Source organism: Spongorhabdus nitratireducens, assembly GCA_947387575.1.
Classification (GTDB): Bacteria; Pseudomonadota; Gammaproteobacteria; order Pseudomonadales; family Endozoicomonadaceae; genus CANDOC01.
Window position 1 is genome coordinate 132,671 of the sequence record CANDOC010000001.1, and the last position, 26,201, is coordinate 158,871.

General features: G+C 49.3%; 18 protein-coding genes. 7 read left to right on the top strand and 11 right to left on the bottom strand.

The genetic code is table 11. From position 1 onward, the window contains the following. Positions 1–16 precede the first annotated feature (16 nt). Entirely contained in the window at positions 17–2,803 is a 2,787-nt protein-coding gene (locus ACYZZ0_RS00615) for a hypothetical protein (protein WP_461534626.1), read from the top strand. A gap of 19 nt (positions 2,804–2,822) precedes the next feature. On the opposite strand, the gene ACYZZ0_RS00620 is transcribed toward ACYZZ0_RS00615, so the two are convergent. Together ACYZZ0_RS00620 and ACYZZ0_RS00625 are read right to left on the bottom strand one after the other, a co-directional pair. Further along, positions 2,823–3,629 carry a TatD family hydrolase gene (locus ACYZZ0_RS00620; protein WP_461534627.1) on the bottom strand — a complete coding sequence of 269 codons (807 nt, stop codon included), beginning with the start codon at positions 3,627–3,629 and terminating at the stop codon, positions 2,823–2,825. 60 nt (positions 3,630–3,689) lie between these two features. After that, entirely contained in the window at positions 3,690–4,700 is a 1,011-nt protein-coding gene (locus ACYZZ0_RS00625) for a 2-hydroxyacid dehydrogenase (protein ID WP_461534628.1), read from the bottom strand. 159 nt (positions 4,701–4,859) lie between these two features. On the opposite strand from ACYZZ0_RS00625, the gene ACYZZ0_RS00630 reads away from it, so the two are divergent. Both ACYZZ0_RS00630 and ACYZZ0_RS00635 read left to right on the top strand, forming a co-directional pair. Beyond that, on the top strand, positions 4,860–5,231 hold the full coding sequence (locus tag ACYZZ0_RS00630; protein ID WP_461534629.1) for a CidA/LrgA family protein: 372 nt from the start codon (positions 4,860–4,862) through the stop codon (positions 5,229–5,231). Next, positions 5,231–5,932 (top strand): LrgB family protein, encoded by a 702-nt coding sequence (locus tag ACYZZ0_RS00635; RefSeq protein ID WP_461534630.1) that lies wholly within the window; start codon positions 5,231–5,233, stop codon positions 5,930–5,932. The genes ACYZZ0_RS00630 and ACYZZ0_RS00635 overlap by 1 nt, the downstream gene beginning before the upstream one ends. 93 nt (positions 5,933–6,025) lie before the next feature. Here ACYZZ0_RS00635 and ACYZZ0_RS00640 read toward each other — a convergent pair whose 3' ends face one another. Together ACYZZ0_RS00640 and ACYZZ0_RS00645 are read right to left on the bottom strand one after the other, a co-directional pair. Continuing rightward, positions 6,026–9,115: a MexW/MexI family multidrug efflux RND transporter permease subunit gene (locus tag ACYZZ0_RS00640; RefSeq protein ID WP_461534631.1), complete on the bottom strand. Its 3,090-nt coding sequence runs from the start codon at positions 9,113–9,115 to the stop codon at positions 6,026–6,028. Positions 9,116–9,141: 26 nt separating this feature from the next. Beyond that, a complete protein-coding gene (locus ACYZZ0_RS00645) occupies positions 9,142–10,257 on the bottom strand; it encodes an efflux RND transporter periplasmic adaptor subunit (RefSeq protein WP_461534632.1) in 1,116 nt (371 codons plus the stop codon). Between the two features lie 376 nt (positions 10,258–10,633). Between ACYZZ0_RS00645 and ACYZZ0_RS00650 the strand changes: the two genes are divergently transcribed. Beyond that, complete coding sequence (locus ACYZZ0_RS00650) at positions 10,634–11,425, top strand: MOSC domain-containing protein (protein ID WP_461534633.1); 792 nt, start codon at positions 10,634–10,636, stop codon at positions 11,423–11,425. Positions 11,426–11,716: 291 nt separating this feature from the next. On the opposite strand, the gene ACYZZ0_RS00655 is transcribed toward ACYZZ0_RS00650, so the two are convergent. From ACYZZ0_RS00655 to ppsR, 3 genes are all read right to left on the bottom strand, one after another. Beyond that, the gene (locus ACYZZ0_RS00655; RefSeq protein ID WP_461534634.1) at positions 11,717–12,643 is read right to left on the bottom strand and encodes a hypothetical protein; all 927 of its coding nucleotides are present in this window, start codon (positions 12,641–12,643) and stop codon (positions 11,717–11,719) included. 395 nt (positions 12,644–13,038) lie between these two features. Further along, the gene (locus ACYZZ0_RS00660; RefSeq protein ID WP_461534635.1) at positions 13,039–16,677 is read right to left on the bottom strand and encodes a protein kinase domain-containing protein; all 3,639 of its coding nucleotides are present in this window, start codon (positions 16,675–16,677) and stop codon (positions 13,039–13,041) included. Positions 16,678–16,917: 240 nt separating this feature from the next. Continuing rightward, entirely contained in the window at positions 16,918–17,736 is an 819-nt protein-coding gene (ppsR, locus tag ACYZZ0_RS00665) for a posphoenolpyruvate synthetase regulatory kinase/phosphorylase PpsR (RefSeq protein WP_461534636.1), read from the bottom strand. A 556-nt stretch (positions 17,737–18,292) separates the two neighbouring features. Here ppsR and ppsA point away from each other — a divergent pair. Both ppsA and ACYZZ0_RS00675 read left to right on the top strand, forming a co-directional pair. Next, complete coding sequence (gene ppsA / locus ACYZZ0_RS00670) at positions 18,293–20,662, top strand: phosphoenolpyruvate synthase (protein WP_461534637.1); 2,370 nt, start codon at positions 18,293–18,295, stop codon at positions 20,660–20,662. A 211-nt stretch (positions 20,663–20,873) separates the two neighbouring features. After that, complete coding sequence (locus tag ACYZZ0_RS00675; protein WP_461534638.1) at positions 20,874–21,575, top strand: hypothetical protein; 702 nt, start codon at positions 20,874–20,876, stop codon at positions 21,573–21,575. Between the two features lie 84 nt (positions 21,576–21,659). On the opposite strand, the gene ACYZZ0_RS00680 is transcribed toward ACYZZ0_RS00675, so the two are convergent. Both ACYZZ0_RS00680 and ACYZZ0_RS00685 read right to left on the bottom strand, forming a co-directional pair. Next, complete coding sequence (locus ACYZZ0_RS00680) at positions 21,660–22,637, bottom strand: threonine/serine dehydratase (protein ID WP_461534639.1); 978 nt, start codon at positions 22,635–22,637, stop codon at positions 21,660–21,662. A 5-nt stretch (positions 22,638–22,642) separates the two neighbouring features. Further along, positions 22,643–23,242, bottom strand: a complete 600-nt coding sequence (locus ACYZZ0_RS00685) for a helix-turn-helix transcriptional regulator (RefSeq protein ID WP_461534640.1) — start codon at positions 23,240–23,242, stop codon at positions 22,643–22,645. 249 nt (positions 23,243–23,491) lie between these two features. On the opposite strand from ACYZZ0_RS00685, the gene ACYZZ0_RS00690 reads away from it, so the two are divergent. Continuing rightward, positions 23,492–25,081: an ABC-F family ATPase gene (locus ACYZZ0_RS00690; RefSeq protein ID WP_461534641.1), complete on the top strand. Its 1,590-nt coding sequence runs from the start codon at positions 23,492–23,494 to the stop codon at positions 25,079–25,081. A 64-nt stretch (positions 25,082–25,145) separates the two neighbouring features. On the opposite strand, the gene ACYZZ0_RS00695 is transcribed toward ACYZZ0_RS00690, so the two are convergent. Continuing rightward, positions 25,146–25,628, bottom strand: coding sequence for a DMT family transporter (locus ACYZZ0_RS00695; protein ID WP_461534642.1), 483 nt, complete (start codon positions 25,626–25,628; stop codon positions 25,146–25,148). Further along, positions 25,625–26,098: a DMT family transporter gene (locus tag ACYZZ0_RS00700; RefSeq protein WP_461534643.1), complete on the bottom strand. Its 474-nt coding sequence runs from the start codon at positions 26,096–26,098 to the stop codon at positions 25,625–25,627. Before ACYZZ0_RS00700 ends, ACYZZ0_RS00695 begins: the two co-directional genes overlap by 4 nt. Positions 26,099–26,201 lie beyond the last annotated feature (103 nt).

Genomic DNA, 26,201 nt, shown 5'->3' on the forward strand with positions numbered 1-26,201 from the left:
TATTCGAGAAAAGGGAATGGAATCAAAATTAGTTTATAAACCCGGTGATACCTTTTCTTCCTATGAATTGATGCTTCAGGATCCTGTTGGCAGCTTCAGTGCTGCTGGTTCGGCATGGTTGTGCCATTGCAGGGCTGACAGCCAGTTGCATGGTTGCAGTGTTGAAATAAGCCGGGGGATGGCAGGTGATAAAGAGTTTTGCCGCGACAAGACCCAGGAGTCATTTCGAGAGCAAAATCTCTTTTATATCGAAACATCTCTGCTTTGCGCTGGTGGAAAAACGGCTTCAGGTTTATTGAAACCAGCGAGCCTTGTTCTAATGCTGGACTGTTTCGAAGGAAATACCCCTCGGAATGCGGTTGATGGCAGTCTTCAGTTTCTGAAGCTGGATCACCACAACCAGCGAATTCAGATGACGGTTAACTTAACCAGTAAAAGCTGGTTTTGCATCCAGATGCCAAAAGAGTTTTTCAAATTCAGTTTTTGTCCGCAAGACAGCTATCTTCGAGTCAGGGATGCTCAGTATAAGCTGGTTGTGCCTGAACCCGGCCCGGAAAAGACCTGTGCTGGTGACGTAGCCGTTGACTCTGGGGCTGAGCACACGAGGAAAGGAGATGCATTGTTCCTTGCATTCTATGAGTCTCCGACAAAAAAATCCGACGCCTGGTTATCCACTTGCTGGTTGATTGATGCGCAGCTGATTGACCAGGCCTCAGGTCAGTATCATAAGGATATGCTGGAACTGGAAGCCACCGTTGGGGACAGCGATTTCTTTTGTGCTTTTGAAACGTTGTTAAAAATTGAAGCAGGTGAAATACAGAGTACAGATATTGATGCGTTTCTCGATATGGCTGTAAGAAGGTTGCTTCAGCATAATTTTGAAAAAGCCAGCCTGATTTCATCTCACAGGCTTATGTGTGGTGATATTTATTCCCAGATTTTGAAAGCCTACGCTGAGGTGTTGAAATATTTTTTAAATAGATTTACTGGGTATAACCCCCAGTTTATCCAGATCAATATTGATGACTGTCCTCTCGAGCCTGATCGCTTTTCCGGCTACCCGTTAGCAAAGGTCGTTGATGTTTACCGGGCTATGAATCCCTTGTTTAACCGGAAGGTTCATAATCAAAAACCTGATGTCGTCAATTTGCATTTTTTGGCGGGAAGAACAATCGTTCTGCTTTTATCACTGAAGCCTGATGCTGAATGCTGGCCCTTATTGAGTGAGTTCATGGATATTCATCTGAGATGGAATTCATGTGATGACTCTGATGCGGTGAGTGATATCGTACTGTCTGAATTTCTTTGTTATGCCGAATACCATAAAGAACAAAACATATCTTTGCTGCTAAACGTCTGTGAAAAATTACAGTCTGCAATAAACAGACTTTTATCATCAAAACGTCCGAGTCAGCTTAAAGTTATGCCTGACCGTTATCGTTCAGGGCTGGAGTATATCTGGTCATTAGTTGAAAAGGAGCAGCATCTCTGGATTGAACAGAAATCTGTTGCTGACGGAAGTTCTGCCAGAAATCTCACGCATCTTGACAGTTTTCTCAAGCAGATTGAATTCTTTGGCATCGTACCTGTTCGCAAGACAAAACGTTGGAAATCTAAACTGGCTGAGTGGCACGGAAAGGGCAAGGCGCTGCTTGCAAAAGAAAAGCAGCTGCAGGCACGTGAAATGGACGTAAAAAGAAAACAGGCAGCTAAAACTGGAAAAGAGTTACTGGAAGCAGTCAAGCTGGAGAAGAAAGCAGAGGAGTTGAGGCTGAAGCGTGATCAGCGTAAAACCCGAAAAAAAGGTACAAGAAAGGGAGGGGGGGCAGGAAAAGCTGTAACCAAAAAAGTCGTTAAGGTTGAAAACAGCCCGGTTGTAACCGAAGAAGAATTGCTTACAGAATGGGAAAAATCTTATCAGGCAGGTGTTGTTCTTTATGTAAGAAAACAATATCCGCAAGCGATGACCCATTACCAGAAAATGTATGAAAGCCATGAAAGCGAACTTGAAGCTGCCAGATTAAGCTCTGCGATTTCCAGTTGTATTCTGGCACCTTGCAGTACTGATATCGTGGAGCTGGAAAAGCTGACGGAACGGGCAGAGCGTTATCACAGTCAGTTCAAGAAAGCGGTTGATAATAAAGAGAGGATTCCGCAGAAAGCGGGAACTCTCAACCGAACCGTAAGAAGCCTGACCAGATTGTCAGATATCCTTTTGTCCCCGGTTTTAGATGCCGCTTTGCAAAAAAACCAGGCCATCGATCATTTACGTAGTTTTATGAGCCAGTCTTCGGATGATATTGAACTGGACGATGCCGGCGTTTTACTGGCGCTGATTGAAATTGAATACCAGCGTATGAATCAGGTTATGACCAATGTCAGGGACGCTCTGCGTTATTTGATTGATGTTTATGAATTCAGGTATTGCCTGCTCAGGGATAGAGGGCTTCTTAATGTCACCGGTGAATCAACTGAAGCCCGGCTCAGGCATGAAATGGAGGCTGTTGCAGACTCTCTGGATAAAAGCTCCGGGCGTCAGTCAGCTTCAGCTTCTGACACAACTGTTGTTCCAGGAGGGGCATCGGCCAGGCGGGAAGTGTACTCTCCTGATGCCGCCACCGGCCAGAAAGCTCCTGTGGCGGATATGACTGTTGAGCTTAGAGACAAGGATGATCGGTTCAGAAAGAAAATCAGTGACAACCTTGCAGGTATGACTAGAGGTGTTGTTGGGCTGGGGCTGAATCTCAGGAGAAGTGAGGAGCTGAAAAGGCTTGCTCCTCATAAGCCTGTGCTGGATGAGTAACTCCTGAGTCAATCAGCCTTTAGCCAGCCGGTAGTCTGAAGAAAGTACAGGCATTGGCGGTTGTTTCCTGTGCGATAAGCTCTGCCGGTTTTCCCGTCTGGACTGAAATCATATTTACCACTTCAGATAAAAAGGCGGGTTCATTACGACGGTTTTTGGGTTTTTTCTCCAGTGTCCGTGGTAACAGCCAGGGGGCATCGGTTTCAATCATCAAGCGATTGGCCGGAATGTTATTCAGCAGTGGCCAGAGGTGGGTTCCGCGCCGTTCGTCACACACCCAGCCAGTAATGCCGATATACAGATCCAGATCGAGATAGCGGAACAGGGCATCGCGGTCGGCGGTAAAGCAGTGAATCACCGCATTGCTGATATCATCACGATGGGCTTTGAGGGTTTCATGCATTCGGTCAGCGGCATCACGTTCATGGCAGAACAGGGGCAGGCCGGTTTCGGCCGCCATTTCCAGCTGCGCCAGAAACGCGGCTTCCTGTTCTTTCGGGGTCGAGAAGTTGCGGTTGAAATCAAGCCCGGTTTCACCCACTGCCACAACCTTGTCTTCATTCAGCAGGCCGCGGATGCTTTTCAGTACTTCCGGGGTTGCGGTGCTGGCATCATGCGGATGAATACCGGCAGTACTGTAACACCAGGGTGAGTATTGCTGGCACAGTTCCAGCACCTGTTCACTGCTGGCCTGACAGGTGCCGGTCAGAATCATCCGTTTGATGCCGGCTTCTACCGCCCGCTCGACCACTTCGTCGCGGTCCCTGTTAAACTGCTTGTCGCCCAGGTTAACGCCAATATCAATCAGTTCCGGAGTGTGTGACATTGTTGCCCGATGGTTCCCGTAATCGATGGAAAGAAAAAACAGCGGGCAGTATATCTCAACTCAGTGGTGATCCGGTGCATGGTCACTGATTTCATTGCCCGTTGTTTTACCTTCCTTGAATGCTTTGGCATTACCCAGAGTGGTGTCAGCAATGGCAGTAAGCGCTTCTTCAGTCAGAAAGGCCTGATGTCCGGTAAAGATCACATTGTGACAGGCTGAAAGACGCCGGAAGACATCATCCTGAATCACTTCGTCGGACAGATCTTCAAAGAACAGATCCTGCTCGTTCTCATAAACATCCAGCGCAAGGCCGCCAAGAATTCCTTTTTTCAGTGCCTCGATGGCCGCAATGGAGTCCAGCAGTTTGCCCCGGCTGGTATTTACCAACACCGTACCCGGCAGCATCCGGTTAAAGGCTGCTTCATTGATCATATATTCATTATCTTCGGACAGTGGGCAGTGCAGGGTGATGACTTTGCTACGGCTGATCAGGGCATCAAGATCAACATATTGACCGCCAATCGCCTCAAACGCGGGGTTATGAAACGGGTCATAACCCAGCAGTTCACAACCAAAGCCTTTCAGAATACGGGCGGCCGCCAGACCAATCTTTCCGGTACCGACTACACCGGCCACCCGCCCGTGCAGGTTAAAACCGGTCAAACCTTCCAGTGAAAAGTTGGCATCGCGGGTACGCTGATACGCCTTGTGAATCCGGCGATTCAGGGTCATGACCAGCGCTATGGCATGTTCGGCCACGGCTTCAGGAGAGTAAGCCGGTACTCTGGCAACACGCATGCCCAGTGCTGATGCTGCTTCCAGATCAACATTATTAAAACCGGCACACCGCATCAGCAAAAGTTTGATATTATGTTCAGCCAGTACCTGCAGTACCGGCTGGCTGAGATCATCGTTCACAAACGCGCACACCGCGTCCGAGCCTCTGGCCAGATGAGCGGTTTTGCAGTCCAGATGAATGTCGAAGTATTCCAGCTCGAATCCGTATCCCGCATTACACTGTTCGAAGTATTCACGATCATATTTTCTGGCATTAAACAGGCAGATTTTCATACGTATTCCTGTCCGCTTTTTGTGGCTTCAGCTTGAGTCTGAAACTTTGGTTTGCCCGCTTTGAAACGTGCAATTTGAAGCAAGCGTGCTGTCACAAGTGGTTCTGATATTCGGGGCTGCAAAACAAACGACAGGTGATTTTCCCGACAGGTGTCTCTCTTGAATATAGCTTCTGTTTGCAAGCGCATGGCCTCATGGCTTGGCAGTCTGATGATTTTACTGCTGTGTTTGTATCTTGGTGAGTTTATCAGCACATTAATGAATGAGTTATTACCCGGAAGTATTCTGGGCATGTTGTTACTGGCAGCCCTGTTGGGCAGTGGCCTGGTGCGACTGTCCTGGGTTGAAAGCGGCGCCAATTTTCTTATCCGCTGGATGTCATTGTTGTTTGTGCCCATTGGTGTCGGCGCTATTGATCACCTTGAGTTATTGCACAGCAGTCTGGTTGCGCTGCTGCTTTGCTGTATTGTCGGTACGGTTGTAGTGATGGCTGTTGCCGGCTGGATGTTTCAGTGGCTGGAGCGTTACTAATGATCGCTGGTACCGGATTGTGCTATCTGCTGTTTACTGTTCTTGTCTATCTGCTCTGTTATGCGTTGTACCGACGCTACCGCTTTCCGTTATTTAATCCGGTTTTGCTCAGTATTGTGATTATTGCGGGAACCCTGCTGGTGCTGAAAATACCGTATTCGCATTATCAGCAGGGTGGTGACTGGCTGATCCGTCCATTAGGGATTGCGGTAGTTGCGCTGGGGGTGCCGTTATATGAGCAGATGAAAGAGATCCGGCGGGAATTGCCCGGGGTTATTCTGATTGTGGGTCTGTCCTGTTGTTTAGCGCTGACAGTCACTGTGCTGCTGGCACTGGCGGTGGGTGCTGATGAACAGGTGGCTATCTCGCTGGCCCCCAAATCGGTTACTACGCCCATAGCGGTGATGATTGCTGAGCATATGGAGGGGGGGATTCCGGCATTGACCGCTATTGCAGTTATTATCACCGGCCTGACCGGCGCCATTGTCGGAGTACCGTTATTGTCACTGATGAAAATCACCAGCCCCAAGGCCAGAGGTATTGCCATGGGTACCGCCTGCCACGCGATTGGTACGGCGAGGATTGTTCAGGACTCTCTGCAGCAGGGGGCATACAGTGCGCTGGCACTGGTTCTGTCCGCAAGTTTAAGTGCTTTGCTGGCGCCGGTGGTGGTGCCTTTTGCTCTGAAACTGTTTGGGTAAAAATGCTGAAGGGAAAGAGATGATAAAACGGGCACTTGCTTTACTGCATTTTGCAGATCAACAAGTGCCCGCTGTTACTCAGACTTTATGATATTACGAAGAATGAACCGCTGCGGTTGCAGCCGGCTTATTTTCCTTCGCCAGCAATGAATACATCACCGGAACCACATAAAGTGTAAACAGGGTACCAATTGTCATCCCGGCCACGATCACCAGGCCGATATTAAAACGGCTGGCGGCACCTGCACCGGCAGCAAACAACAGCGGGAAGATACCCATAACCGTTGCTGCAGTGGTCATCAGAATCGGGCGCAGACGCAGGGCACTGGCTTCTTCAACTGCAGCCCGGACACCATAACCCTGCTCGTGACGCAGCTGATTGGCAAATTCCACAATCAGAATACCGTGTTTACTGATCAGGCCGATCAGGGTTACCAGTCCGATCTGGGTATAGATGTTAAGGGTAAAGCCCACACCCCATACCTGCTCAAACAGGGAACCCAGTGCCAGTGGTATCAAGGCACCACAGATCGACATGGGTACCGTAATCAGAATAATCAGCGGATCACGGAAGCTTTCAAACTGGGCAGACAGCACCAGGAAGATGACCAGCAGGGCAAAGAAGAATGTGATCAGCAGGGCATTACCTTCTTCAATGTACTGACGAGACTCGCCTTCATAGTCAGTGCTGAAGCCTTCCGGCAGCAGTTCGTTGGCTTTGTTCTGCAGGAAAGTCAAAGCTTCACCGATACTGACACCCGGCAGCATTACACCCTGCAGCTTGGCAGAGTTCAGCTGCTGGAACTGGGGCAGGGTGTTAGGCGACACTTTCTGTTCCAGCGTGATAATGGTTGCCAGTGGCACCAGATCACCGCTGGCAGTCCTGACTTGGTAACGGTACAGCCAGTTCTTGTCGAGACGGCTGTCGGCATCGGCCTGCGGAATCACCTTGTAGCTGCGACCGGATTCACTGAAGCGATCAATATCACCTTCACCCAGCAGGGTCGACAGGGTACGGCTGATATCACTCATATTGATACCCAGTCGTGCTGCCTTGTCCCGGTCGATATGCATCACAGTTTCCGGCCGGTTAAACCGCAACTCGTTACTGATAAACATAAACAGACCGGACTGCATCGCTGCAGCCTGCAGCTGGTCGGCGACATGGTACAGGGTTTCATAATCTGCAGTGGTGTTGATCAGGAACTGAATCGGCAGACCGCCACCGGCGCCCGGCAGGGCCGGCGGGTTAAAGGAGAAGATCTCCAGCCCGGAAACCTGACTCTGAAGCTGATTCTGCAGATCTTTCTGAATCACCTGCTGGCTGCGTTCACGGTCAGCCCACGGGTTCAGTTTCATCCCGGAGAAAGAGCTGTGCGGGCCACCGTTACCATTAATCTGGAATGACATCTGGTATTCAGGAAAGCCCTCAAAGATTGGCTCAAACTGGGAGGTATAACGATTCAGGTAATCGATGCTGGTGGCCTGGGGTGACTTGGCCACAATAAAGATAATGCCCTGGTCTTCGGTCGGTGCCAGTTCCTGTTTTGCCAGCTGGTACAGGAACGGAATGCTGGTCAGTACCACGAATGCCAGCAGCAGAATGACCGGGCGATAGTTGAGGGTATTGTGCAGCTGTCGCTGATAGCGCTGCTTCAGGGCATCAAACTTCTGGTCCAGCCAGTCTGCCATTCGGCTGCTCTGGCCATGAGGCTTCAGGATGCGGGAACACATCATTGGCGACAGGGTCAGGGCGACAATACCGGAGATCACTACCGAGCCGGCCAGGGTAAAGGCAAACTCACGGAACAGTGCACCGGTAATGCCACCGAGGAAGCCGATCGGCGCATAAACTGCAGCCAGGGTAATGGTCATGGTGATAACCGGCAGGGCGATTTCCCGCGCACCTTCCAAAGCCGCGTCAAAGGGCGTCTTGCCCTCTTCAATATGACGGTGAATATTTTCCACCACCACAATGGCATCATCTACCACCAGGCCGATAGCCAGTACCATTGCCAGCAGTGTCATCAGGTTGATGGTGTAGCCCATCAGCATCATGACAAACAGCACCCCGACCAGCGACAGCGGAATGGTAACAACAGGAATCAGTACGACACGCAGCGAGCCCAGGAACAGGAATACCACCACAATAACGATCAGGGCGGCTTCAATCAGGGTCTGGCTGACTTCATTGATAGAAGCCTGAATAAACTCGGTCGCATCATAAACGATCATGCTTTCGAGTCCGGCCGGGAGCTGATTCTGAATATCCGGCAGGTTGGTGCGCACCCGCTCAATCACATCCAGCGCGTTTGCAGAAGGTGTAGCAGAAATGGCCATATAAACTGAAGGCTGACCATTAAAGCGTACCATGGAGTCAAAGTTTTCCGAGGTCAGCTCAACCCGGGCGACATCAGCAAGGCGTACCAGGGTATCACCACTGGTGCTGACCACAATCTCACTGAAGTCTTCCGGAGAACTCAGACCGGTGCGGGCATCAACCGCAGTCGCCAGCAGCAAACTGCGGGTTTCGCCGGCGGCGGACTGAACATTGTTATTGCGCAGGGCGTTATTGACGTCAGAGGCCGTGACATTGAAGCCGGCCATTTTGACCGGATCCAGCCAGATCCGCATGGCGAACTTCTTTTCACCCAGAATATCGGCAGAACCGACACCTTCAATGGTTGCCAGTTTGGGTTGAACGACGCGAGACAGGTAATCGGTGACCTGCTCTTCATTCATTATGTCACTGTAAAAGCTGATATAAAGCAGCGCCGAGCCCTGATTGTTGCCTTTGGAAATCACTGGCTCGGAAGCATCATCCGGCAGGGTATCCCGCACCGAAGCCACTTTACTCATGATTTCACTCAGCGCCACGTTACTGTCGTATCCCAGCTGGAGATAGACGGAAATGGTGGAGCTGTTCTGGGATGAAGATGAGCGGATGTAATCAATACCCTCACTGCTGGCAATTACCTGCTGCAGTGGAGTAGTAATAAAGCCTTGTATCAACGAGGCGTTGGCACCGGCATAAGCGGTGGATACGGTGATAACACCGGTTTCCAGTTCGGGATATTCCCGTATCTGGAGCTTGCTGAACGCCTGCAGGCCCAGCAGGATGATCATCAGGCTGACCACCGTTGCCAGTACCGGGCGTTTGATAAACAAATCGGTAAAGCGCATGTCAGTAGATTCCGTTCCTTCCGTCCTCAGTTTTCAGTGTCTGCAGACGGGGCGGCAGGAGCTTCCGGGACAAGGGTGACCCGGGCATTGTTTCGCAGCTTGAGCTGGCCGGCAGTAACAACCTGTTCGCCAGCTTTTACACCGGCCAGAATAGCTGTACGGCCATCGCGTTTTTCACCGGCAGTTACGGTGCGGCTGATAACCTGTAGAGAGGTTTCGCCGGCTTCGTTGCTGGATTCAGTCACCACGTAAACGGTGCTGCCGTAGAGGTTATAGGCAATAGAGGTTGCCGGGATGGTGACTACCGGCAGCTGGTCACCGGTAACGATACGCACACTGGCAAACATGCCGGGCAGCAGTTTTTCCTGTGGGTTATCGGTCAGGGCGCGAATCTGGATGTTACGGGTGTTGTCATCAACCTTGACCGCAGTAGAGATAACAGTAGCGGTCAGGGTGTCATTATAGGCCGGTACTTCAAACAGTACGCGCTGGCCATTTTTCACCTGGGGCCAGTCCTGGGCCGGAATGGTGAAATCCACATACATCTGCTGCAGATTTTCCAGGTTGGCAATGATCTTGCCTTTATCCAGAAAATCACCGATTTCAATTTTGCGAATACCCAGCTTGCCATCGAACGGTGCGGCAATGCGCTTTTTGGCAATGGTTGCCTTGATTTGCTCTACTGAAGCGACCGCCTGTTCCAGGGCGGCAGAGGTTTCATCGAACTTGGTCTGGGAAATGGCATTTTTGCGTACCAGTTCCTGATCGCGCTTGTATTTCAGTTTGGCCAGTTTCAGCTGAGCCTGTGCACTTCTCAGGTTAGCCTGCTCAACGGAGTCATCCAGCTCCAGCAGCAGTTGTCCCTGAGTTACCGTATCGCCCGCCTTGAAATGCAGGGCTTTGACAATACCACTGGTTTCAGCCGCCAGCTCGATACCCTGAACGGCATTCAGGGAGCCGGTACCATACAGATACTGATCCCAGGTATCAGTCACGGCAGTTTCTGCTGAAACACTGATCGGGGGAGGGGTGAAGCCAGACATGAATTTGGCCACCATCTGGCCTTCGAAGTACTTGTATCCGAAGACGCCCCCGAATACCAGAGTCAAAACTGCAGCCATGGCTGCCATGCGTTTGATCATTATGCTTTACGTTCCTGCTGGATGTCGTTAAACCAGAACCTTGGTGTCGCAAAACCAGGACAATGACATGAAGTATGTTACTGTTTGCGCAATTCAGGATAATTTGCGCTGCGGCTTTTTTGATTCAATCAGGCATCATACCTGCCGGTTAACAGGCGTTAAAGCGAAATAATTCACATTTAGAGCCTGTTCATAATCTTTCGCGGATAGTGAAAGTGCTGAGAAAAGCCTCAGATACTTCGGTTTTTCGAGGCGCATAGTGGTGCTATGTAACGAGGAAAAGCGAAGTATCTGAGGCTTTTACCGGCATTTGTAGCCCGCGATAAGATTGTGAACAGGCTCTTGGAATCTGGGGTTAAGGTTGATGGAATTGTATGTGAGTCAGCTGGCAGTGTATCCGGTCAAGTCCACCCGACAGATTGCGCTGCAACAGTGTGAGCTGGATGCGTTTGGCCTGCGCAATGACCGGCGCTGGATGGTGGTGACCCCGGAAGGACAGTTTCTGACCCAGCGTCAGTTGCCACAAATGGTGTTGATAGATGTGCAGTTGACTGATAACGGAATCTCCTTGCAGGCTCCGGATATGTCTCTGCTTGATGTGGCAGTGCCGGTCTTGAATCCGGCCGGTACCCGTGAAGTTCTAGTGTGGAACGATACCGTTGAAGCTTTGGATGCCGGTGATCGAGCCGCAGTCTGGCTATCTGGTTTCTTGCAGCGTGATTGCCGGTTGGTTTATATGCCGGATTCTACCTTTCGTCAGGTTGATCCCCGTTATGCTGAAACAGGACAGCGCACTGGTTTTGCTGACGGCTTTCCCCTTTTGCTGATTTCTGAGGCTTCGCTGGAGGGATTGAACAGCAAGCTGGAATCACCGGTGCCGATGGCACGATTTCGGCCGAATCTGGTGATCTCAGGCTGTGAACCTCATGCTGAAGACAGCTGGAAGCGAATCCGTATTGGTGAGGTGGAATTCAGTCTGGCCAAGCCCTGCACCCGCTGTGTCATTCCTTCAATTAATACTGATACCGCAGAGAAAGACAGCCGGATGCTAAAGGTACTGGCAGGCTACCGGCGTGATGAACGCAAACGGGTTATTTTCGGTATGAACCTGATTCATTCCGGCCTCGGTTCCATTACTGTCGGCGACAAGGTGGAAGTGATCGAATAAGGCATCCGTAATGACCAATATAGATGCAATGCAAAGTATTGATATGGGTCAGGGTTGGTAAAACCCCGTACGGGTAGGATGAAGTTACTCACCTAGCGCATGCAGGGTTTCGGAAAAGCCGGTTAAACATTTTACCTGAAGACAGGCAAGTGACCGAGCGCTTTCTCTAGCTTTGCACCTGCCTGAGTATCAGGGATGTTTGCAGAACAACAGGGACACAGACCGCAAGCTGCGGGCTGATACTCCTGCCAAATAGAGCTCGATCTTGAGGGAGATCGAGCTCTTTTTTTACTATTGAGTGGCAGTTGTCAGATTATCAGCCATGACTTTTGATGTCAGGAAAAAAGGTCGATCCCGTTGAGCTGTCGGCCTTGTCCACTCTTTGCTAAAGCCTAGCAAAGGTGTATGTGCCGAATCGCTGTCAGTGCTTTTAAGTAGCGAAATAGTCAGCTTTGTACCACGAGGGGTAGGTATCTCTATCCTTATTCTGTGTCCATCTGAATAGTCCAGCAAAACAACTCTTTTGCTCTCAAAACTGAGAGTAGCGCCAGATTTGATATTGTCGCGGCCTACTTCATGCATAAATAGTATCTGACTGACAATCAACATAGGCATAAGCTCAGACAGGCCTTCACTAGTGCGAAAATTAAAGCTGGACTGCTGAACGGAAGGGAAAGGAAAGGTCTGTGTTATTGGTACAGGATCTCCTCCAAAACTGAGAAAATCCTCATAGTGACCATCATCTTTTTTGGGCTTTGAGGCTTCGGTTTTAGTCGTGGATTTAGCCCCAGTTACCGCCGTTGCAGCGCTAGTGGATGATCTGCTTGGGCGGCGGATAGGGATACACCCGCAAAACAGTCTTGTTTCTTCTACATCATCTTCAACTACCAGAGTTGGAGCGGGAGGCTCTGCTTCTCTGGTGGATGTTTTGATGACAACATTATCGATTTTTTCCTTGCGCAGCTCTACTGTGTCATTTTGATATCTACTGGTACCATCGCCATGGACTGTCCACACAAGCGGGCAGTCTTCTGACGTCGCTCCATTGTTGATTACTTCAGTGCTACGAATTTTTTTAGTCTCGGTGTTTTTAAAATCAATCGCACAAGCTCCGTTAGGAAAGGAGACTGAATTAACTCCGGCAACTACTGTGCCAAGGATCATATTCATTATAATGAATATGGGAAGTGATATTCTTGTCAGTGATTTAAGAAGCATAAAATAAACCTGTAATTATTTGATTCCTGAATCGAAGTATGAAAAAAGCATAGACTGAGATTTTTAATAGTAAAGAAAGATGAATTTATAGTTTTGTAGTGTTTTTAATTGATAGAGGTTGGTGGAGAGTTAATTCTGTTTTTGAGAAGACATAAAGTGTAGAGTTCTGCTGTTTTATTGAGTTTTTATATTGCCGGAATTTGTTTGGCTTCCATTATGCTTGAATATAATATTTGAGTTGCAATTTGATTTTTATTTTGTGTTCGAATGAAGCTTGTCAGTCTTATCTATTGTTTAAATTCTGATTTTATTTAAATAATTCTTTGTACTTTGTAAGTCTGATCGTAAAAAAGCCCGCTACCTGGTAGCGGGCTTAATCATCATGAGCATCTAGCTTACTTGGTACATTTCAGTTCAGCACCTGCAATCTCCAGCCAGCTGCCAGGCTCCACAAACAGGCCTTGCAGTACAGTGCCAAGGTAACATTGCAGATCGCCTTTCATACCTGCTGTCACTTCAGGTTCGATCTGAACCTCGACCAGTGTCCAGTCAGGCGTTGCAACGTGGTTGACCATGCCGATAGAGACACCATCACTGTTGTTGACTACTGACATCAGACTGCCCACATGGCTTGATCTGACCCAGAAAGACAGAGCTGCTTTTTTACCGCGAATCATATCCATACCCTTGGGGATGAACTGAGTGCAGGCATTAAATGTTTCTGTCGGGCTATACCACTCAAGTCTCAAAGCTGTCTTGGAGGCAGCCGGACCGGTATTAACAACTAGGCGGCCCTTTTCGGAATTAACCGAGCAATTTGAAGACCAAAGAGTCCAGCAGTCGTCAGGCTGTACATCCTGAGTTTCGAAGCGCAGGTCAGCACCTGCTATATCGACCGAATCTCCCTCTTGTTCAAGCAGTGCTGATATGCCAGAAGCAAGGTAGAAGTTCAGATTATCCCCGGCAGCCACCGGTGGCAGCTGATGTCTGACAACGATGCGTGTCCAGCGATCACTGACCGGGAAGCCCTTGAAACTCAGGGTCTGGCCATCCGAGTACTGGCACAGGCTGGAATACAGCAGGCCTTCTTTTCGAGTGGATTTCACCCAGCAGGAGAACACGGCTTCGCCTCCTTCTTCCGGTACCTGTGCTCCGGAAATAACCTGGGTCAGTGCTTCAACCGGCTCATCGCCATACTCAATATGAATGACTGGCTGTTGAGTCCTGCGGTAAGGACTGGTTTTATCCTTTAGAAGCAGACCCGCTGTTGGCAGCAGTTTGCAACCAGGTGTCCAAAGTACCCACTTTGCAGGGTCATTGGTATCAATCAGGTTGTACCGATCGAATAATGCACTGGTAAATCCACCATTTGTCAGCTGGTTTTTCAGCAAAGCCAAAGGCTTGACCGCCACCACTGGTTTTGGTCCTTTACGTCGGTCAACCATTGGCACGATAGCGCGTACAGGCTTATCCTGCTGTCGGGTAACTGACTGGAACGGGCCGGCAGGCTTTGGAGCTTGCGGCTGTTGAGCCACTTTCTTCCTTTTGGCTCGCAGTGACCGAACGGATCTTTCATGATCGTCTTCCAGCTGTAACAACTCAGCATCCAGCATGCCGCTATATCGGGCAAGCAGTTCACTGGCTCGAGCCCGGTTGCCAGGATCTACTACCAGCATTTCCCGAATCATTGCTTCAGCCACACCGAGTTGATGACGGTGTTCGGTAAGGTAAGCATCGATACCGTGATGGAGTTCGGCTGGTTGCAGGAAACCGGCATTAAACAAACGCTTGTCTAGTCCTCGCTGCTTCCATTCCCTGATAAATGCGTCTTTGAAATACTTGCTTCGCATTGGGTTCTGGCGCGTCAGCATTTCTGTGAAACTGATGCCCAGACTCCAGACATCCAGTTTGTCACCTTCAAGATACAGTTCTGTTCCCCGCTTCGGTATGTGCATTTCTGGTGCAGCATAGGGCTGGGCAACCCGGAATCTCTGCATTCGCAGGTAGTTGGGTTTTCCTGTAACCGGGTGATTCATGAGCATTTTGTGTAGCCCAAAGTCACTGAGCTTGACGACTGGATTACCATCCTCATCTTCTTTGTACAGATAGTTGTCCGGCTTGATGTCCCAGTGAACAATACCGTGCTGTTCAAGATGAGCGGAGGCTTTCAGCATTTGCTGCATGTACTGTATTTTGCGCAGCTGATTCAGCCTGATCAGATGGTGAGCAACAGCAGCATTCTGTTGCTGCTGGATCTGGGTTGCCAATTCGGCATCCATTTTCTTGATCTGGCTATCCAGGGTGCTGTCCATTAGCTCCATCGGGAATCCGGCAAAGGCCTCGGTGATGGCTTCTACACCATCTTCCAATGTAACCAGCTGAATATTTTTAAGGGCGTCAATCTCTTCGTCATCTTTGTCTGCAGCCTCAATGATATGGGGGTGTTGTAACCATTTGACAATACTGTACTCAATTTCCAGCTCCTCCATATCTTTCAGTTGATCTGTCTTCGGTATTTTTCTGGCAACAGAGGGTCCCAGACGTTGACCGTCACGCGACCGGGGAAAGGTTTGAACTACCTTACCGTATTCACCTCCGCCCAGCTCTCGCTCCATTACCCAATAAACGTCCGGAGTTTCCAGCAGCGGGAAAAAATGAGGGTTCAGGTCTTGCTCCTCTTGGGCAAGCGCAGTGAAAGGAACAAATGTCCCGTCATCGTTGAACTGATAGTAGGCTTCAGCTTCGCCATAGATATCGTCTACATCAACGTAGATATCTTCGACCGTCAGGCCTTGACCGGCAGGAACGGAATTCAAGTCATAATATTCACGTACTACAAGATCATAGTACTCTCGAACCGGTACGACGTCGGTTGGCGCAGGCATTTTGGGATCTCTACCCATAGCCGCGAGATCAGCGTTGAAGTAGCAGGGAGCATCAAACTGTCTGCCTGATTCGTCAGCTAGATTCTCGTACTCAAAATCCATCTCGCCATACTCACATACCGGAAAATCCTCATCATCTTCGTCAGTGTCCATCATCTGAACTGGTGGCGGATTACCAACTACAGCATCGTCATACTCTTCCTCTACATCTGTTCCCGCTGGTGATACAGGAGCGGGTTTTGTGGGTGCGGTGTCGTCATAGTAATCAGCAGCCTCGAGAATATTTTCCCAAAGTGCGAGGAAAGTCCCCTGAACAGGGATTCCTGCCTGCTGACCAAAATTGATCAGTTCTGTAAGTGTCAGGTCATGGGCGCCATTCAGCAGTCCTGTCAGCTTGAAAGCCTGAGCAGATGTTATTATCAGATGAAAGGTGACAGCATATTCAGGTGCACCCATGTTGGTAGCAGCGTTAAGCTTCACCGCTGCCGGCTCGGCTTTGAATATAGACATTCCGAGCAAGTGACCGTTATAGCGAGCAGGTTGTCTTGAGCCCTGCTCAATAACAAACGGATAGTTATCATCGTGCTCAGAGTTGAGAGCCATTGGTAGGGACAGGCGATGATCCCCATCTATATGCGGGTTGCTGTGGGTGAATTCGATCATATCTCCGGCTGGTCCATACCCCCAGAAGCCCAGACTGAAGTTGGCAGGAGGCGCGCCAGGTGTTGTCGGGTTAAAGTATCTGCCCGGAGTCACCAGCATTAAACTGTCAGCGTCAGTATTTGCTACTTGAATGTTGAAGAACGTGGGGTAAACAGCCAGCGTGCTGTCAGTGGGCTCGAGTGAGTCTGCCAGCATCCAGGCATTACCGGGAGGAAGCAAGGCTTCGATATCTTCCATGCTCAGCTTGCCTAAACCGATTCTGGCAATAGAGGTCGATTTGGCAACAGTGTTCTTCTTCCGGAACCTTATGGTCGGAACAGAACGATTGATCGCTTCTTTTGCATCTGCAGTGCTTTCGAGTACAACCACTCCAGTTGTGTTATGCACGGTGAGAGCAGGGTTTTCAACTGCTGTTGCATTGATACCAAGAATCAACATTATTAGCGATAACAATCGCCACAACGAACTTCGGAAAATTAATCTCATCGCTAACTCCTTCTAGCCGGTTGTGTCTCCATTCCTGTTTTAGGTTTGTGCTGGCAGCGCTGGGGCTATACCCGGACCTGATATGGAATTAAAAAGACAATTTTTATGCTTGATGGGAGGCTAACATGACGAAAAAGAATCAGAAATTATACCTTAGTCGATAGACTGGCAGGGCTCTAGATTTGATGAGGCATAATAGCCAAAGGTATGAATCAAATGATCCATACCTTATACGTACAGCTATTTCAGGCGTCGTTCTATTCCAGCCTGAACCATAATCCGGGTTGAAATCTCTTCAACTGAGTAGTGAGTTGTGTTTATAAACGGAATTCTTTCCCGCTGATACAGCATTTCGACCTCGCTGACTTCCCGGCTGCACTGCCGCATGGAGGCATAACGACTGTTTGGGCGCCGTTCATTACGGATATTGGTCAGACGGGCAGGGTCAATGGTCAGTCCGAACAGCTTGTGCTTATAAGGCTTCAAAGCTGCCGGCAGGGCTGACATATCGAGATCATCTTCAGTAATGGGGTAGTTGGCTGCATGAATGCCAAATTGCAGTCCCATATAAAGGCAGGTCGGTGTTTTGCCACTGCGTGATACGCCGACGATGATGATATCGGCATTATCATAATAGCGGGTACGGGCGCCGTCATCGTTATCCAGGGCAAAGTGAACAGCTTCGATTCGCTTGTTGTAACGATTGTTATCACTGTCTATTGCACGCTTCTTGCCCACAGCATGGATGGCATGCTGTTCAAACTCGGCTTCGACACCGGGCATAAAGCTCTGGAAGATATCAAACATTTTGGCGTCAGCACTCTGAATAATCCTGCTGACTTCCTCGTTGATAATGGTACTGAAAACCAGCGGACGATGGCCGTCAACCTTGGCTTTGGCGAGGTCTTCGACAACCTTGAGAGCTTTTTCCGGTGTATCGATATAAGGCAGGGTCTGGTGGCTGACTTCAATATGGTCGAACTGGGCCAGCAGACTCTGGCCAAATGACTCGGCGGTAATCCCGGTACCGTCGGAAATAAAAAATACACGTCGCTGCATGAAAGTTACCCTGAGCTGCCTCTTGTCTGTCCGGACATGTCGTTCAAAAGAAGCACGTCGGTCAAAAGAATTCTGCCAAAAATGGCATGTTCGTATTTGTTTGATTATTCTACCGTTCTTTTTTGCAGGCGTATCTGTTGTAAATCATAAAGTTTGCGTAAAAGACGCTGATTTTTGCTGCTGAACCGGTTTATACTTGCCCCCGAGCGAAAATATCGCATAATCGTGCCTGTTTTCGTCAGACAAAGTCTGAATGTTTGCGATGGTTCGAATTTGTTCGGGTGGTTTTGGCGTAAATACCCAAAATGCCGGCATATCAGCAACCTGAGCATAACGTTATAACTTGTGTCCTTGAGTGCCACCGGACCACGGACAGTTAAGCGTTTGATCGTGCCGCTGGAGCATGATCCGGCTGCAGGCTTAAAACCGTTATAGTCAGGCACACGTGAAGAGTGCATTAGCGGTAGCCGTAGTCGCAAACAGGATTTTCAAGGAGTGTTTTTTGCCGAGGGGGCGGGCACTCCGGTTAGACCATGGGCATTTGGGAGATTCCACCTTGCAAGATTATGTTGTTTCACTTGAGCACCTGGGCAAGGGTGATGTTGAACGGGTCGGGGGCAAGAATGCGTCTCTCGGCGAAATGATCAGCAATCTGGCAGGTGCCGGCGTTAGTGTACCGGGTGGTTTTGCAACTACCTCGAAAGCCTATCGTGACTTTTTGAGCAAGAGCGGACTGGATGACCGTATCCACGATCTGCTTGATACCCTTGATGTTGATGATGTACGCAAGCTGGCGGAAGTCGGTGCCCAGATCCGACAGTGGATTATGGATGAGCCGTTCCAGCCTGAGTTTGAAGACGCTATGCGCCACGCCTGGGACGAACTGTGCAAGGGCAATGAGAACCTGGCCGTAGCTGTACGTTCTTCTGCCACTGCCGAAGACCTGCCGGATGCTTCTTTTGCGGGCCAGCAGGAAACTTTCCTTAATATCCGTGGTTACGACAATGTCGTGCACGCCACCAAGGAAGTCTTTGCTTCCCTGTTTAATGACCGTGCAATTTCTTACCGAGTACACCAGGGTTTTGACCATCGTCAGGTAGCACTGTCTGCCGGTATTCAGCGCATGGTGCGCAGTGAAATCGGTGCCAGTGGTGTTATGTTCACCATGGATACCGAGTCCGGCTTCAACGACGTGGTATTTATCACTTCTTCCTGGGGCCTGGGTGAGACTGTTGTACAGGGTGCGGTTAACCCGGACGAGTACTATGTCCACAAGCCAATGCTGAAAGATGGCAAGCCGGCCGTTCTGCGCCGCAACCTGGGCAGCAAACTGATCAAGATGATTTATACCGATAACGCCAGTGCCGGCCGTTCGGTTGAAACAGTGGATGTAGATCAGGCTGATCGTCAGCGTTTCTCCATAACTGATGAAGAAGTGCTGTCTTTGGCTAAACAAGCCATGATTATCGAGCAGCATTACGGTTGCCCGATGGATGTCGAGTGGGCCAAAGATGGTGATGATGGCGAGCTGTATATTGTTCAGGCGCGTCCGGAAACCGTACAGAGTCGTAACGATGCTTCCATGATTGAGCGTTATGTGCTGAACGAGCGTGGCGATGTGCTGGTGGAAGGTCGCAGTATCGGTCAGCGTATCGGCAGCGGCAAGGTGCGTATCCTTAATGACCTGAACGATATGGACAAGCTGGAGCAGGGTGACATTCTGGTTACCGATATGACCGACCCGGACTGGGAACCGGTTATGAAGCGTGCTTCTGCAATTGTTACCAACCGGGGTGGCCGTACCTGCCACGCGGCTATTATTTCCCGTGAACTGGGTGTGCCGGCGGTAGTGGGTTGCGGTAATGCAACGGACATTCTGAAAGACGGTCAGGAAGTCACTGTGTCCTGTGCTGAAGGTGATGCCGGTTACATTTACGGTGGTCTGCTGGACTTTGACGTTAAGCGCAACAGTGTTGACTCCATGCCTGATCTGCCGTTCAAGATTATGATGAACGTGGGTAACCCGGATCGCGCCTTTGCCTTCCAGGCACTGCCGAACCGTGGTGTAGGTCTGGCCCGACTGGAATTCATTATTAACCGAATGATCGGCGTGCACCCGAAGGCGCTGCTGAACTTTGATACCCTGCCGGCTGATGTCAAACAGACTGTTGAGCAACGTATCGCTGGCTACAAATCACCGGTTGATTTCTATGTCGAGAAGCTGGTGGAAGGTGTTTCCACTATCGCTGCCGCGTTCTGGCCGGAAAAGGTGATTGTTCGTCTGTCGGACTTCAAGTCCAACGAATACGCCAACCTGGTCGGTGGTAATCTGTATGAGCCGGAAGAAGAGAACCCGATGCTGGGCTTCCGTGGTGCTTCCCGCTACATCTCCGATTCTTTCCAGGATTGCTTCGAGCTGGAATGCCGCGCCATGAAACGGGTCCGCGAAGAGCTGGGCCTGACCAATGTCGAGCTGATGGTACCTTTTGTACGTACCGTTGATGAAGCCGAGCAGGTGGTTGATATCATGGGCCGCTTTGGTCTGAAGCGGGGCGAAAATGGTCTGCGCCTGATCATGATGTGCGAGCTGCCCAGCAACGCACTGCTGGCTGAGGAGTTCCTGGAGCACTTCGATGGTTTCTCCATTGGTTCCAACGATATGACCCAGCTGGCACTGGGACTGGATCGTGACTCAGGCCTGATTGCTCACCTGTTTGATGAGCGTAACGGTGCGGTTAAGGCATTGCTGAGTATGGCAATCCAGGCTTGCCGTAAGAAGGGCAAGTACATTGGTATCTGTGGCCAGGGTCCGTCTGACCATCCGGATCTGGCCCGCTGGTTGATGGACGAAGGGATTGAAACTGTTTCCCTGAATCCTGATACCGTACTGGATACCTGGTTGTATCTGGCTGATCAGGAAGCGTAACAGGCGAGAATTAATTTCCTTCTGAAAATAGCCCTGCAGTGTAATGCTGTGGGGCTATTTTGTTTGGATTGCTTATTTCATTGTTTTTTTGTCTGATTATCTCTTTTAAAAACTTGTTTCCTCTTGCATGAACTAGACTGGCAACACTTAAATGGTGTTCGGTTTTCAGTTGTGACCGGATTTGATTTTTATTCACGCCAGAACTTTTATCATGAAATCAAGATTTCAGATATTCGATTTAAGGATGTTGTGTCGTGTTCTTGTCTTGTTGTTCTTTCCTTCCAATCTTTATGCTGGCTTGCTAGATACCAAACTGGGGCAGACTGAACCTGAATTTACTATTCATCATAGTGACTCGTCTCATATACAGGTTGGTAAAGTGAAACTTAAACCTGCTGTAGAAAGTGATGATATCGAAGTCGAATATACCCCAAAAGGTAGTAACACTTCTCAAACAGGAAAAATCACAGCTGCTGTATTTTCAGGTGTTGAATCCCGCCTAGGGTCTCACCAGATACCTGAAGGAATTTACATGAATCAGGTGGCTGGTGCTTTATCCTGCTTATATGCATGGGACCTGGACAGTAATGCCGGTGAAATTGTTAGCCTTAATAATGCTTTGGCAGTAACTGAGATTACGGTTACCTCAACTGATGAGTTTGAAATGTACCTGTCGGGCTCGGTAGATGGTTCAGGAACAAAAGTGGAAAAAACGGTGGTTACGATAACGGCCTATGATGGAAGACCAAATGAGTGCAGGATCTGGGTCAAGATAAAGAATAAAGAAGACCATACCTTAAAATATATGGTCGATTTTGGTAACAACAGCACTATGTTTTCTCGAAGAGTTATTCAGGCGTGTCCCGGGTATCAAGGCACGGAAAAAGCCACGACGAAATGCTCTTGTTGGTGACGATATTGTCGTTAGCTGGGTAACGCTGATTACTTTCAGCTTCACCCAGCTATACGTATAAATCATGTTCTCTTGTGTCTGAGCCTATCTTAAGTTGGTTTGACTGACTGCTTTAATGAAGGTTGGTAGTGTGATATTCCTGCCACAAAGCACAGCTGCTACATTTTTGCCCTGAAACTTACTGGCTTCCTGAATAGCCCCTGACAATGCCACACAGGCTGCCCCTTCGAGCATATAACGTTCGTGAGCAGCAACCCGTTGCATGGTTGCTGCTATCTGTTGCTCTGTGACCAGAACCTTCTGGTCTATGACTTGCTGACATATGGGTAAAGTAATGCTGTCTTCTTCTATTTCACCGGCAGTGCCATCTGAGAGTGTTGGATGTTCGGTAGTTTTAACAACCTTGCCTGCATTCAGAGATTGATACATAGCGGTGGAGTTTTCTGGCCAGCAACCAATGATCGAGATCTTCGGGTTGACGCGTTTGATATAACTGCCGATACCGCTGATCAGACCTCCTCCACCCACAGCAATAAAGACTGCATCCAGCTCCGGAAGTTGGGTCAGTAACTCCAGACCTATTGTTCCCTGACCGCAAACAACCTGTTCATCATTGTAGGGAGATACGTAAATCTTCTGCTCTTTTTCAGCGATGGCCAGGGCTTCGATTTCGGCGTCCAGGCAGCCACCTTTAACTTTCTGGATCCGGGCACCATAACGCAGAATGGCACTGACTTTGGTTTCCGATGCAGTGTCAGGAACAACAACAGTGGCATTTATTCCCAACAGGCTGGCAGCGTAAGCGACGGCTTGACCATGATTGCCTGTACTGGCAGTTATTACACCTTTATTTTTATCGGCTTTAGAGAGCAGAGATAGTTTGTTGGTTGCACCTCTCAGTTTAAATGAGCCGGTTTTTTGCAGGTGTTCGCATTTAAAATACAGATTTGTTCCGGTTAGCTCACTGAAATATGAACTGTGTTCAAGTGGTGTAGTGACAACAGCATTGGGTGATGATTTGATTCGTAAATTAGCTGCAACAATATTGTCTTTCAAAACCATATGAATCAGCCTTTGAGTTGTTTCAGATAATTAAAAACAGTGGTGCGCCCCAGCCCAATAACTTTGGCGGTATATTCCACCGTCTTGGGGCCATTGAACGCCCCACAGTTATACAGCTCCTTGATTAATTCTTGTTTGTCCTGTCGGGTCAGGGCCTGAAGCGTTTTGGCATGAGTCGACAGCCAGCGATTAACAAATACATTGATCTTTTCGAACCAGTCATCACGAAACAGATTGTCTGACTGGGGTTGCAGATCTTGAGGTCTCAGGAAACTGCTGAGGGTATGCAGCGCCCGTTCCATTTGCGATACATCAAGATTGATACAGAGCATGCCAACCGGATTGCTGTTTTCATCCCTGAGAATGGAAGAAATTGATTTCAGTTTGCGGCCATCCCAATTCAGCTTTTCGTAGGGGCCAACTACCTGCATTTCATCGTCGACTTCAATGCTGTCCATCAGCGAGGGCGATCCAATCTCCCGCTGGGAAAAGTTGTTATAAAGCGCAACAACTTTCTGGGTTTTCAGGTTGTGAACCACAACCTCGGCATGAGGGTGCAGCAGAATTGAAATCGCTTCCGCAACAGGAAAAAAACGTTCAAGCATTTTGAACTCTGTAGTTCTTTTTGAATAAAGTAGTACAGATTTATGGGTAGAGCGCAGGTTTGTCTGCCGGTGTCACTCTTTTGTGATAGGGGTACACTATGTTTTTATAATGATAATCTGCGGTAGGCAGTGGCATTAGGCTACTGTAGAATGCGCCGCTTTTGGCCTGTTACAGTAATAGCTACTTAATATAGCTACTGAAATTGCTACAGGCTCATCCATCCACTTTTTGCTGCCAGGGTCGGATCATTGCTCTCAACCGCTAACATCACCATGCAATTCGGGGCCAAGCCCCTGTTCGAGGATATTTCTGTCAAGTTTGGCGAAGGTAATCGCTATGGTTTGATCGGTGCCAATGGCTCCGGTAAATCCACCTTTATGAAGATCCTCAGTGGTGAACTGGAGCCGTCCGCCGGTAATGTGATGCGCGATCCCAATGAGCGTATCGGTAAACTGAATCAGGATCAGTTTGCGTTTGAAGAATTCACCGTGCTGGATACCGTCATCATGGGCCACAAGGAGCTGTGGGCGGTGAAGGAAGAGCGTGACCGGATTTATGCCCAGCCGGAAATGAGTGAAGAAGACGGCATGAAAGTCGCTGATCTGGAAGTTGCTTTCGCCGAAATGGATGGTTATACCGCCGAATCTCGTGCCGGTGAACTGTTGCTGGGTGTGGGTATTCCGCTGGAGCAGCATAATGGTCTGATGAGTGCTGTGGCTCCGGGCTGGAAACTGCGGGTACTGCTGGCTCAGGCGCTGTTTGCCGATCCTGATATCATGCTGCTGGACGAACCGACCAACAACCTCGATATCAACACGATTCGTTGGCTGGAAGGTGTGCTGAACGAACGTAACAGCACCATGATTATTATCTCTCACGACCGTCACTTCCTGAACAGTGTCTGCACCCATATGGCGGACCTGGATTACGGCGAGCTGCGCCTGTTCCCGGGTAACTATGATGAGTACATGATTGCCGCCACCCGGGCCAAGGAAAAAATGCAGGCTGAAAATGCCAAGAAGAAAGCCCAGATTGCTGAACTGCAGCAGTTTGTCAGCCGTTTCTCTGCAAATGCTTCCAAGGCGCGTCAGGCCACTTCCCGTCAGAAACAGATTGATAAAATCCAGCTGGATGAAGTCAAGCCGTCCAGCCGGGTGAATCCTTACATCCGCTTTGAGCAGGAAAAGAAGCTGCACCGTCTGGCGCTGCAGGTTGAAAAGCTGGCCAAGGGTTACGATGAAACCCTGTTCCAGAACCTGAACCTGATGGTTGAGGTTGGTGAGCGTATTGCGGTTATCGGCCCTAACGGTATTGGTAAGACAACTCTGTTGCGCTGTCTGGTAGGTGATCTGGAAAATGATGCCGGTGAAATCAAATGGTCTGAAAATGCCAATATCGGTTACTTTGCCCAGGATCATGCCGCTGATTTTGAAAAGGATCTGAACCTGTTCGACTGGATGGGGCAGTGGGGCAAGGAAGGTGACGATGAACAGTCCATTCGTAGTGTACTGGGTCGTCTGTTGTTCTCCCAGAAAGAAATTGATAAGTCAGTCAAGGTTATTTCCGGTGGTGAGCAGGGACGGATGCTGTTCGGTCGTCTGATGATGCAGAAGCCGAATATCATGGTGATGGATGAACCGACCAACCACCTGGATATGGAATCGATCGAATCACTGAACCTGGCGCTGGAAAACTATCCCGGCACCCTGCTGTTTGTCAGCCATGACCGGGAGTTTGTTTCCTCGCTGGCAACCCGGATTATTGAACTGACGCCGACCGGTATCGTCGATTTCCACGGTAGCTATGAAGACTACCTGAAAAGCCAGGGTGTAGAATAAATGGCAAAAAGCCCGATGATTATCATCGGGCTTTTTTTATCCGGCTTGAAAGACCTCTAATATTCTAGGCTTCAGCTTCCGTTCGTTGATTCGATGATGCGGATGTTTTTTCAGTAGGTTGGTTTCTGCTTTTGTGGAGTGAGAAATACATTCCGGCAAAGATCAGAATCACCCCGGCACCCTGCATTACCAGATTGTGCAATCCGGCCTGCATCGCATCAATAATCAGGCTGGTAATCATCTGGCCTCCCAGCACAAACAGTACTGACTTAACCGCGCCGATTCTGTGCAGGATATAACTGTTCACTGCTACATAAAGTGCACCAATCACCCCGCCCAGATAGACATACCCCGGAACTTTTTCACTAAAGTGAAATTCGCCCGGAGAGACCGCAAATAAAAGACCACAAAGAAATAGAAAACCTGTCAGATGATTAAACCAGGATGCCTTGAAGGGCCCCTGGGCCAGATTCAGTCGTCCATTGAGGTTTCTGGCCAGTGCTATCAGGACTCCGTTAAACAGGGCAAGCAATATCAACCCGATCATGCGGCGTCTCCTGCAAAAATCAGCAGCATGCTGCCGGCCCCGATTAATCCCACAACGACAAAGTCGTGTACCGTTAACGGGCGCTTTTTCAATCCAAACCAGCCGAATTTGTCGGTGGCCAGACTGAACAGAATCTGCCCCAAGAGTCCCAGCGCCAGCGAACCACTCAATCCCAATGGGCTGTTAACGGTAATGGCGGCAATCGCTACGGCAGCAGCACCGGGCAGTCCGCCAAGGTAAGCCCAGCGAGGCGCTTTTGCTGTTGTCAAAACAGGCTTTTTTCTGTGTTTTGAGACGGTTCCCAAAATGGCAATTAATCCCAGTGCCGTGACAGCACCTATTCCATGAGCAACCCATGAAGCGGTCATGGGAGAACTGAAACCGGCCAGCTGGCTGTTAAAACTGATCATGATGGCCAGAAGAGCTCCGCCGGCAATAGCCAGCATAAAATCGGTTGCGTGAACTTTCACAGAGTGCCTTGTTGTTAATAGATTTAAAACAATCGCTAGATGAATCGTTAGATGAATTGTACGGGGCTCAGGGTTGCTGAATAAGACAGGTTTCAGGAAACTT